General features: G+C 63.4%; 11 protein-coding genes. 7 read left to right on the top strand and 4 right to left on the bottom strand.

The window, feature by feature from the left end; genetic code table 11:
* Positions 1-38: 38 nt before the first annotated feature.
* The 6 genes from FJ426_RS16680 (at position 39) to FJ426_RS16705 (ending at position 7073) form a co-directional block, all read left to right on the top strand.
* Positions 39-1625 carry an FAD-dependent oxidoreductase gene (locus FJ426_RS16680; protein ID WP_140825355.1) on the top strand — a complete coding sequence of 529 codons (1587 nt, stop codon included), beginning with the start codon at positions 39-41 and terminating at the stop codon, positions 1623-1625.
* Positions 1622-2482, top strand: coding sequence for a transporter substrate-binding domain-containing protein (locus FJ426_RS16685; protein WP_140825356.1), 861 nt, complete (start codon positions 1622-1624; stop codon positions 2480-2482). The genes FJ426_RS16680 and FJ426_RS16685 overlap by 4 nt, the downstream gene beginning before the upstream one ends.
* Before the next feature lie 48 nt (positions 2483-2530).
* Positions 2531-3277, top strand: a complete 747-nt coding sequence (locus tag FJ426_RS16690) for an amino acid ABC transporter permease (protein ID WP_140499588.1) — start codon at positions 2531-2533, stop codon at positions 3275-3277.
* Positions 3274-4113 (top strand): ABC transporter permease subunit, encoded by an 840-nt coding sequence (locus tag FJ426_RS16695; protein ID WP_140825357.1) that lies wholly within the window; start codon positions 3274-3276, stop codon positions 4111-4113. The genes FJ426_RS16690 and FJ426_RS16695 overlap by 4 nt, the downstream gene beginning before the upstream one ends.
* Positions 4097-4888 (top strand): amino acid ABC transporter ATP-binding protein, encoded by a 792-nt coding sequence (locus FJ426_RS16700; protein WP_281405127.1) that lies wholly within the window; start codon positions 4097-4099, stop codon positions 4886-4888. The genes FJ426_RS16695 and FJ426_RS16700 overlap by 17 nt, the downstream gene beginning before the upstream one ends.
* A gap of 142 nt (positions 4889-5030) precedes the next feature.
* Positions 5031-7073, top strand: a complete 2043-nt coding sequence (locus FJ426_RS16705) for an NADH:flavin oxidoreductase (protein ID WP_140825358.1) — start codon at positions 5031-5033, stop codon at positions 7071-7073.
* A 20-nt stretch (positions 7074-7093) separates the two neighbouring features.
* Here the strand turns inward: FJ426_RS16705 and FJ426_RS16710 are convergent, their stop codons facing one another.
* Both FJ426_RS16710 and FJ426_RS16715 read right to left on the bottom strand, forming a co-directional pair.
* Positions 7094-8389: an FAD-binding oxidoreductase gene (locus FJ426_RS16710; RefSeq protein WP_140825359.1), complete on the bottom strand. Its 1296-nt coding sequence runs from the start codon at positions 8387-8389 to the stop codon at positions 7094-7096.
* A gap of 31 nt (positions 8390-8420) precedes the next feature.
* Positions 8421-9119, bottom strand: coding sequence for an HAD-IA family hydrolase (locus tag FJ426_RS16715; RefSeq protein WP_140825360.1), 699 nt, complete (start codon positions 9117-9119; stop codon positions 8421-8423).
* Between the two features lie 122 nt (positions 9120-9241).
* Here FJ426_RS16715 and FJ426_RS16720 point away from each other — a divergent pair, with 122 nt between their 5' ends.
* Complete coding sequence (locus FJ426_RS16720) at positions 9242-10249, top strand: LysR family transcriptional regulator (RefSeq protein ID WP_140825361.1); 1008 nt, start codon at positions 9242-9244, stop codon at positions 10247-10249.
* A gap of 47 nt (positions 10250-10296) precedes the next feature.
* Here the strand turns inward: FJ426_RS16720 and FJ426_RS16725 are convergent, their stop codons facing one another.
* Positions 10297-10578 carry an FCD domain-containing protein gene (locus FJ426_RS16725; RefSeq protein WP_281405494.1) on the bottom strand — a complete coding sequence of 94 codons (282 nt, stop codon included), beginning with the start codon at positions 10576-10578 and terminating at the stop codon, positions 10297-10299.
* Between the two features lie 48 nt (positions 10579-10626).
* Positions 10627-10809 (bottom strand): hypothetical protein, encoded by a 183-nt coding sequence (locus FJ426_RS16730; protein WP_181176955.1) that lies wholly within the window; start codon positions 10807-10809, stop codon positions 10627-10629.
* Between the last annotated feature and the right edge of the window lie 132 nt (positions 10810-10941).

Consider the following 10941-nt stretch of genomic DNA (forward strand, 5'->3'; position numbering starts at 1 on the left):
TATTGGCGTGATCGACCGTCCAGGAAAACAGGCCGCCAATGTCGCCTAGAATTACCGAGATGCAGGGCCGGGACTACGATGTCGTCGTGGTCGGCGCCGGCATCAACGGTTCGAGCGCGGCGCGGGAACTGGCCGCAGCGGGTTACAGCGTCCTCCTGGTCGACAGGAGCGATTTCGCCGCAGGCGCCTCCAGCCGATCCTCGCGCATCCTGCATTGCGGCCTTCGATATTTCGAAACGCCCAACCCGATCCGCACCTTTGCGTTTCATCCGCAGCGCTTCGCCGCGGCCTTGCGCATGGCGCGGGCGGGGATGGAAGCGCGAACCGAACTTGTCGGGCGGAGCCCGCAACGGTGCAAGCCCTTCACCATGTGCTTTCCGATTTATCCGGAGAGCCCCGTCCGCGGCTGGCATTTGGATCTCGGTTTCCGCATCCTGCGCCGTCTCGGGCCACCGGAACCGGCGCTCGCCTATCGTCGGCTGAAGAGTGATTTCGAAACCCACCTGCCATTCGCAAACGACCTGCGGGACCCCGAAAGTCTGCGGTCGATTGCCACCTACCGTGAATACATCATGGACTGGCCGGACAGGCTGTGCGTGGATGCCGCCCTCGACGCCGAGCGAAACGGCGCCGAAATACGCCTGTTCTGCGAAGCTTCCGTTATACGTAGGAAGCCGGAAGGCTGGCTCGTCGAACTGCGCGACGGTAAGGGGGAAGCGGCCGAGGTTCGCGCGTCCGTCGTGCTGAACATGGCCGGCACCTGGGTGGACGCGGTGAACGCCAATCCCGTCGCCGGCAAGCCAGCGCCCTGCCTTGTTCGCGGCACCAAGGGCGCTCATATCGCGGTCAGGCTGCCGGATTCCTATCGCGGCTACGGCATCGCCACGATCAACCGCAGCGGCATGCCGTTCTATTGTCTGCCTTCGCATGACGACTGCTTTTATTTCGGGCCGACGGAGACGCCTTTCGACGGCGACGCCGCCGGTGCCGCAGCCACCAACGAAGACATCGATTTCCTGCTTGCGGAAGCCAATCACATGCTTCCCGGCCTACGGCTCGGCCGCCGCCACGTCGAATTCACCTGGGCCGGCGTGCGGCCGCTCACCTTCGATGCAGCCGAGCCGATGGGGCGGCGCACGCGTCAGATCCACGATCTCGCATCTGCCGGCAGGCCGGGTATCTTCGCGATGACGGCAGGGCCGGTCATGAGCCATCTGAGCGCAGGGCGCGAGATGCTGCGGGTGGTCGAGAAGCAACTGAAGCCGACGCGCAGGCTCGTGGCGAAGCGGACCTTCGAGACACGCGACACCGGTGCGGAATCCGCAATTTCGAGGCCGCTTGCCCAAGGCAGGCGCGCCGCTTTCCGCACAGCGGTTTCGGTCGAGCATGCCCGCGACCTGAAAGGTATTCTCTATACGAGGACAGGCCTCGCCTGGCGCCGCCATCTCGACCGCGCCGAGGTCGAGGAGGCTGCCGACGCCATTAGCGATCTGGTCGGCTGGGCGCCGGAGCGGACCGTCAGTGAAATCGACGGGTTCATCCGATACCAGAAGACGGCGTTCCGCGCCGCATCGGACCATCCAAGTCAGCCGACAACACACAAAATGGGAGATGTAGAAGCATGAAAATCGAATCAGCACTGAAAACCATTGCCGCCCTTGCAGTCACGCTGGCCGCGAGCGCGATCCTTCCCGCTAGCAGCGCGCAGGCGGCCGAATCGCATCTGCAGCAGATTCTGGAACGAGGCGCCGTGCGTGTCGGCGTTCTCGGCGCGTTCAAGCCCTGGTCCTTCCCATCGCCGGACGGTTCGATGCAAGGCATCGAGGTGGACCTCGCCCAGTCGGTGGCCGATGCGCTCGGCGTCAAGCTCGAGCCGGTCGTGGTCACCTCCGCCAACCGCATGCAGTTCCTGCAGCAGGGCAAGATCGATGTCATCATCGGCGGCATGTACGACACCGCCGAGCGACGTAAGGCGGTCGGCATCATCGAGCCCGCCTATTGGACGTCCGGTCCGACCCTGCTAGCCAAGGAGGGTGTCGTCAAGGACTGGAAGGACATCGCCGGCAAGCCGGTCTGCGCCAAGCAGGGCGTCTACTACAACAAGCTGGTGGAGACGGAATATCACGCCAAGGTCATCGCCTTCACCGGAAATACCGAAGGCAAGGAAGCCTTGCGCTCTGGCAAGTGCATCGCCTGGGTCTATGACGATGCGAGCATCATGGCCGATCTCGCTTCGGGCGAGTGGAAGGGCTATGAAATGCCTGTTTCCGTTCTCTTCGACAATCCCTGGGCGGCCGCGGTGCCCGTGGCGGAAGTGGACAAGGCCTGGGGCGTGTTCATGGCAGGCATGGCCTATCGCTGGCAAGCGTCCGGAAAGCTGGTCGAGCTTGAAAAGAAATGGAAGGTGAAGCCGTCGCAGTGGATCGCCGAGCAGCACAAGAAGGCTGAGTGGGACACGAGCTACCTGAAGGGCGGCAACTGAGCCGATGCTCTGCGAAACGCTGATCGATGACCGGCTGCCGGAGCTAAAATGTTCCAGTTGATCGCGCCCTTCTTCCAGGATCTCTACGACCGCACGGGCCTCAATTTCATTGTCTTCTACGACAGCTATGAATATGGGCGCTTCCTGTCCGGCATCAGCATATCGCTACAGCTGATCTTCTGGTCGATCGTCGTGTCGCTGGTGATCGGCGTCTTGGGGGCCTGGGCGCAAAGCGCCCGGTCTCCCGTCCTGCGGGTGCTGATGGATGCCTATATCCAGGCATTCCGCAACACGCCGCCGATGATCCAGCTCCTGTTCTTCTATTTCGCTCTCGGCGCCTTCACGCCGCAGGTCGATGTTGGCGGCTATTACCAGCCGCTGATCTCGTCCTTCGCCTGGGCGATCATCTCGCTCGGCATTTTCGGCGGCGCCTTCAATGTCGAGATCTTCCGCGCCGGCTTAGAGGCGGTGCCGGGATCGACGAAGGAAGCAGCCGAGAGCCTGTGCATGAGCAAGTGGCAGATATACCTGTATGTCACCCTACCGCTGGCCTTCCGCATCAGCCTGCCGGCCCTCACCAACAATCTCGTCAGTCTCGCCAAGACGACATCGCTCGCCTACGTCATTTCCGTCCCGGAGATGACCTATACGCTGAACCAGGTGTGGTCGGACAATGTGAACGTGCCGGAGATGATGCTGCTCCTGTTCCTGTTCTATGTGCTCGTCGTCTCGCTCCTGGCCGCCGGGCTCCATTTCATCGAGCACAGGCTGACCCTGCCGGGATACGGCCAATGAGCGGCGCGGCTTTCCGTATCGACAGGCGCCGCTTCGCAGAAGGCAGCTTCTGCTCGCGCATCCACTGGCGGCACGGGCTGTGGCTCGTCCTCGCCTTCTTCGGCTCGCTTGCCTTCGCCTATGCCCAATCGGACCCCCAGCAGCAGGCCCCGTCGGCCATTTCCACGCTGATCCTGTGGCTGCCTTTCATTCTCAAGGGTTTCGCTCTCAATCTCCTGATGAGCTTCATCGCCATGGCGGTCGCGACCCTGCTGGGAATCGGGCTGGGATTGCTGCGGGTCAGCCGCTCGAAGCTGTTGCGGACGCCCGCATGGTTCGTGACGCATCTGTTCCGCAATTCGCCGTGGCTGGTGATCCTGTTCACGGTCATGCTGCTGGTGCCGTTCGAGATGCGCCTGCCCGGCCTCGGAACGGTGGCGATACCGGACTGGGTCAAGGCCACCTTTGCCTTTTCGCTGCCGGTGATGGCCAACATCAGCGAGGTCCTGCGCGGCGCCATCAACTCCATCCCGAAGGGTCAGTGGGAATCGGCTGAAAGCCTTGCCTTCACGCGTGGCCAGACCTTGCGCTGGATCATCCTGCCGCAATGCGTCAGGCGCGCCATTCCGCCATGGATGAACTGGTACGCATTGCTGGCGCTGGCGACGCCGATGGCCTCGATCCTCGGTGTGCACGAGGCGGTCGGCAATGCCCAGGCCGCCATGGAAGCGGCGGGCGCGCGGCCGGAATTCCTCATTCCGTTCTATCTTTTTCTTTTGTGCCTGTTCTTCGCCTACATCTATCCGATCGCAATCTGGACGCGGAAGCTCGAGCGAAAATATGTCGTTGCAAGTTAAATCGAATACCGACGAAGCAAAGCTGAAATCAGGCTGGTCGCCGGACATGCCGATCATATCGCTGCGCGACGTGCACAAATCCTTCGGCGCCCTGGAGGTGCTGAAGGGGATCAGCTTCGATGTCCGCAAAGGCGAGGTGATCTGCGTCATCGGCCCGTCCGGCTCGGGTAAATCGACGCTGATCCGCTGCATCAACGGGCTCAGTCCTGTCCAGAAGGGCTCGATCAAGGTCGAAGGGCAGGAGGTGAACGACACCAAGCTCGATCTTCTCGCGCTGCGCAAGAAAGTCGGCATCGTGTTCCAGCAATATAATCTCTTCCCGCACAAGACGGCCCTGCAGAACGTCATGATGGCGCCGGTCCTGGTGCTGAAGGAGCCGAAGAGGGAAGTCGAGGAGCGCGCCCGCGCGCTGATCGCCAAAGTCCGCCTGCAGGGCAAGGAAAACGCCTATCCGGGAGAACTGTCGGGTGGCCAGCAGCAGCGCGTCGCCATTGCGCGCAGCCTGGCCATGCGCCCCGACATCATGCTGTTCGACGAAGTCACGGCGGCGCTCGATCCCGAGACGGTGAAGGAGGTGCTGCTCACGATCCGGGAACTGGCGGCAGAGGGCATGACCTGCATTCTCGTGACCCACGAGATGGGGTTCGCCCGTGAGGTGGCGGACCACATCTATTTCACCGACCGGGGCGTGATCGTGGAGCACGGCCCACCGGACGAGTTTTTCACCAAGGCGAAGGATCCCAGGACGAGGCAGTTCTTGAGTCAGGTTCTTTAGGGCCGCAGGCCCTCGGACTAGGAGTTTAGGCCCAAGACCCTTGGGCCTCGGAAATTGAACCAACAGGCCGGCAACGGCGGCGTGCGGACCGATCCGTCTGCGCGATCGATCGTGCTCGGCCGGAATTCGGCAGGAGAATGAAATGAACGGGCCGGTCAAGACCATTACCAGGGATCCGCTGCTGCAGCCGCTGACCATCAAGAAACTGACATTGCGCAACCGTATTATAAGCACCAGCCATGCCTGCGGGCTGGAAGTCGGCGGCATGCCCGAGGAAGCTTATCAGCGCTATCATGAGGAGAAGGCGCGCGGCGGATTGGCGCTGTCGATGTTCGGCGGCTCGTCCAACGTCGACCTGGACTCCCCCAACATCTTCCGGCAGCTCAATGTCGGCACCGATGCGATCATCCCGCACTTGCAGCGCTTCAGCGCGCGCATGCATGATCTCGGTGCTGCGCTGATGTGCCAGATCACCCATCTGGGTCGCCGCGGCGATCCCTATGCCGGCGACCGGCTTTCCACGATCGGACCGTCGCCAGTGCGCGAGACGCTCCACCGCAGCATCCCCAAGGAGATGGACGAGCACGACATCGACCGTGTCGTGAAGGCTTACGCCCAGGCTGCCCTGCGCTGCAAGGAAGGCGGCCTTGACGGGATCGAGACCCTGGCGGCCGGGCACCTGATCGGGCAATTCCTGTCGCCATTGACCAATCGCCGCACGGATCGCTTCGGCGGCGCGCTTGAGAACCGCCTGCGTTTCGGCCTGATGGTGCACGAAGCGATCCGCAAGGCCGTGGGGGATGATTTCCTCGTCGGCATGCGTTTTGTCGTCGACGAAGGCCCCGATGGCGGCCTGAACTTCGAGGAATGCGTCAAGGCGGCCCTGATGCTCAAGGCGGCGGGGGGCGTTGACTTCTTCAACGCCATTTACGGCACGATGGATACGACACGCGCGCTTGCGGAGGAGAACATGCCCGGCATGGGCTCGCCGCTGGCTCCATGGGTCGAACCGGTCGGCGCCTTCCGCCACGAGGTCGGGTTGCCCGTGTTCCACGCCGCGCGCATTGCCGATGTCGCTTCGGCTCGTTTCGCGGTGGCGGAAGGCAGGCTGGATATGGCGGGCATGACGCGCGCCCAGATCGCCGACCCCCATCTGGTGGAGAAGCTCGCCGGCGGCCGCGAGACCGAGATACGCCCTTGCGTTGGCGCCACCCATTGCCAGTCGCCGTATCGCCCCTCGTGCCTGCACAATGCCGCGACGGGCCGCGAACTGACGCTGCGCCATGTCATCGAGAAGACTGACGGCCCTGCCCGCAAGGTGGTCGTCGTCGGCGGCGGCCCGGCCGGCCTGGAGGCGGCGCGTATCAGCGCCGAGCGCGGCCATGCCGTTTCGCTCTACGAGGCGGGTGGCGATCTCGGCGGGCAGATCCGGATCGGCGCGACCGGCTCCTGGCGTCGCGACCTCATGGGCATTGTCGAGTGGCGCGAAGCGGAATTGCAGCGTCTCGGCGTTGCCGTCCATACCAACGTTTATATGGAGAGCGCCGATATCACCGCGCTTGAACCGGATGTCGTCATCCTCGCCACGGGCGGCCTGCCGCAGATCGATCTGCAGGAAGGCGCGCTACTCTGTCTCAACACATGGGACGTCCTGACCGGACAGGTGCCGCTGCATGGCGAAGTGCTGATTTACGACGGAACCGGACGGCATCCAGGGCCGCTTTCCGCCGAGCAGGCCAGAGAGGCAGGTGCGGAGGTCGCCTATGTCTCAATCGACGCGCAGCTTTCGGAGGAACTGACCTATGCCGAGCGGCTGCGCTGGAAGAAGCGCTTCCTGCAGCTTGGCGTGAGACCTGTCTTCGAGAGCCGGCTTTTCGCGGTTCAGCGCAAGGACAACCGGCTGGAAGCCAGCTTCGTCAATGAAATCTCGCGGGAGGTGACGAGCGTCCTTGTCGACCAGGTCATCGTCGAGCAGGGCAGCATTCCCATGGACGAAGCCTATTTTGCACTGCGCACCCAGTCGGCGAATGATGGCGTCACCGATCTCGACGCCATGGTGAAGGCGGCGCCGCAACCGCGCCTGCGGGAAAGCGGCTTCGAACTGCACCGTATCGGCGACGCGGTTTCGAGCCGCAACATCCATGCCGCGGTGTTGGACGCCTTGCGCATATGCAGCGCGCTGTGACGGTGCGCGCGCCGGCGGTATCAGCGGCCGATGCGGTCGAGAAACTGATACCAGCCCGCGACTGTGCGGACCGCCGGCTCGCGCAGGAAATAGAAGGGGATGGACTGCGGCCCGTTGCGTTGCATCAGGCCGAGTTCCGGCCTGTCTCCCAGCATCAGGTCGACGGCACGGCGGCCAATAAGGCTCGACATGGCGATGCCGGTCCCGTTGTAGCCGAGCGCGAAACCGGTCCGCTCGTCGAGCATGCCGACCTGCGGCAGGCTATCCATGGTCATGGCCACGAGCCCCGACCATCGGTGGGTGATCGCGGTGCCGGCAAGCTGGGGCAGCATCTCCTTCAGCGCCCTTTCGAGCGCCTGGAAGGCGGAGGCGGAATCTTCGCGCCCGAAAGCCCCGCGGCCGCCGAACAGCATCCGGTCGGCGGCGGGTCGAAACCAGCGCATCATGCGCCGCGTCTCGCTGTAGCTGCGGCAGTGCCGCATCAGCGTGGCCTTGAGGTCGGCGCCAAGCGGCTCGGTCGTGATCATGGCGCTGCGGAAGGGGATCACGGTTCCGCGCGCCGGCGCCGTGGCGGCAGTGATGTCGGAATAGCCGTTGGTGGCGATCAAGACATGCCCGGCTGCGACCTGGCCTCGCGCCGTCGTCAAAACGGTGCGGTCACCCTCCTTCCGGCGCGCCAATACGGCCGAATTCTCGAAGATCTCGCCGCCACCGCTGCGCACTGCGCCGGCAAGCCCCCGCGCATAGTTCAGGGGATGGATGATGCCGGCATGGGTGGAAAGCACGCCGCCGACGAAATCGGCCGAACCGGTTTCCTCGCGCACCGCGTCGGCGTCGAGTATGGTCAGGCTGGCATCGCCGAACATGCCCCGCGCCGTCTCCGCTTCCGCCACGAGCCTTTTCTGGGCAAGTTCGTTGTGGGCGCAACGCAAATTGCCGGTCTGGATGAAGCCGGCATCGGCAATACCCAGTTCTTCGATATTCCGTTCGACGCGATCCATCGCATCATGGCCGATGCGGTGCATGCGCCGCGCCGTTTCAAGCCCATGGTGCGCCGCGATGTCGCTTAGCGAGGCGCGAAACTTGGTGGAAACGACCCCGCCATTGCGGCCAGAAGCGCCCCAGCCGATTTCGACCGCTTCCAGAACGACGGGATGCAGGCCGCGCTCGATGGCGCGCAAGGCGGCGTTGAGACCGGTATATCCGCCGCCGATGATGGCGATGTCGGCCTTGACCGCGCTGCCAAGCGCGACCGGGGGCGGCGCGGGCGAGGCCGTTTCCAGCCACAGCGATCGTGGATGTGCCAGGTCCGGCATCGGCATCGTCCTCCCTTGGGCGCCGGCGGAGCTATTCTCGCTCGACGGCGTCGGCGAGGTCGCGCAGCGTGGCGAAATGGAAATCCGGCTTCGTCACTTCGCCCGGATGCGGTGTGCCGCCATAGCCTTCCTGGTGCATCCGCCGCTCGATCCAACAGACCTTGTAACCGAGCGAGCGGGCAACCCCGATATCATGATACTGGCTCTGTGCAACGTGCAGCATGTCCTCCTGGCGATAGCCGAAGGCGGACTGCCGTCCGAGATTGTGCGAGAAGAAGCGCGGGTCAGGCTTGGCGCATTTGGCGTCGTCCATCGTGACCGCGTCATGGAAGGGATTGCCAAGCGTGTGCGAGTAGGCGCTGAAGGCGACGCGGTCGGCATTCGTCATCGCGACGAGACGGAAATGCCGGCGCAGCCGCTTGAGTGCCTCGGCGGAATCCTCGAATGCCCGCCAGCGCAGCACGGCAATCTGGAAAGCGTCGGCCGAGCCTTGGTCGGCGGGCAGGCCGAGCTTGCGCGCCACATGGAGGTAGACGTCCGCCATGACCTGGCTGGAGCGGCCAGGATGATCGACGCGCCCTTCAAGATAGGGGGCAAAGAGATCGTCGTCGCTCAGCCCCTCGGCAGCCTTTCCGCCGATCGAGCGGAACGCGTCGAGAATGCCTTTCTCGAAATCGATGAGCGTCCCCACGACGTCGAATGTCAAAACCTTGAATTGCTTGAAGGACATCAGACCTGCCTCTCTTCCTCGCTGAAACCGGCTTCCGACCGGCGGAAGCTTGCGTTCAATGAACAGAAGAGGATGCGTCGCCGCAATTCCACAAATGCTGATCGGGGAGTTTACATTTTGTAATGTCCCGCCTTAGACACCTGCTTCCTTCGCTCAATGCGCTCGTGACCTTCGAGGCGGCGGTACGCTGCGGGACCTTTGCCCGTGCCGCGCAGGAACTTTGCGTCACCGGCCCGGCTGTCAGTCGCACGATCGGGCGGCTGGAGGCCCATCTGGGCGTCGCGCTTTTCCACCGGACCGCTTCCGGCGCCGTCCTGACGGAGCAGGGCAGCGTGCTTTTTTCGGGAATTTCGGGCAGCTTCGACGAAATCGAGCGAACAGTCCTGCGGGTGCAGCAGTCAAGGCAGTCGGGAATGCGGACAGTGGTTCTTTCGGTGTCGTCTGCCTTCGCCACGCACTGGTTCATGCCCAGGCTGGCGCTGTTCCAGTCGAGATTCCCGAAAATCGATATCCGCTTCCAGCTGATCAGCGGACCGCTTGGCGGAGCCGTGGACGGTGTCGATATTGCGATGCGCTTCGATCATGGCAGCAACGCCCGGCACGTCGCGCGCAAGCTGATGCCGGAATTGCTGGTGCCGATCCGCGCTCCTCACCTGCCGGAAAAACAGGCGCCCACCGGCACGTTCATGCCGGCGCTCGACAGGATCATCAATCTCAGCACGGCAGAACCGGACTGGTCGGGCCTGTTTTCGGAGAACACGGCAAATGGCACGGCGGGCGGGCTGCAGTTTTCAGACTATACAGTCGTGGTCCAGGCCGCCCTGCTCGGGCAGGGCGTGGCTCTCGGCTGGCTCAACGTCGTGTCGCATCACCTGGCGCGCGGGGTCCTGGTGCCGGTAGGCCCGGTCATGAAGACCGGCCGGACGTGCGAACTGGTCATCGCCCGCAAGCAGGAGACCCCTGTAGTTTCCGAGATCTGCGATTGGATGGATGCCGAATTCACCACCGATATGAAGCGCGTCGACGCGCAGTATCCTGGGCTCGAACTCGGTGACTATCCAGCGCGCCAGGAAAATGGCCGTAATCCGATCAGGAGTTCATCACATCCAGCGTCGTGCGGCGGATCCTGATAAGGTGCTTCTCCATTGCACCAACGGCTGCGGCGGCATCGCGCTTTTCAAAGCCGTCGAGTATTCGGGTGATCGTGGACGCTCAGTGACACGGCGCCGTCCGCCAAAAGCACCCGGCGGCGGAATTCCAGGCCGAACGAATACAATCTCGTGCAGAAATCGGCCAGAAGCGGATTGCCGTCGGCCCGATAGATGGCGTGGTGGAATTCGGCGTCGGAAATCTGCAACCGGACGGGATCATGCGTCATCTGGCGCTGCGCCTCGAGCGTCTCAGGCGCTGGATGCCGGCATCGTCCATGCGCTCGACGGCGAGACGAACTGTCGGCAATTCGACGAGGCGCCGTGCCTCGTAGATTTCATGCGCCGACGAGCTGGGATCATTCGTCGACCTCCGGCGTGCTACGCACGACCACACGCCAACGGTCGCCGTGCTCCTGCGGCGCAGGCGTGAAATCGGGATCGCGCGTTTCATCGCGGTCGAGCTCCGTCCAGGGCGTGGCACCGCGCACCGTCAGCGCAGCATGCATCGGATTGGCGCGATCCGCATGATCGAGTCTCACCCATGACCGAAAATGCCTACATATTTCGGATCAGCATGGCTCTGGCTAACTTGCTACCTTCGAGATCACTCGCGGGGCGCTTCAGTGGCTTGCAGAGCGAGTCTCCGACCTGATCGGTCGTATCGAAATGAT

The organism is Mesorhizobium sp. B2-6-4 (genome assembly GCF_006441495.1).
Lineage (GTDB): Bacteria > Pseudomonadota > Alphaproteobacteria > Rhizobiales > Rhizobiaceae > Mesorhizobium.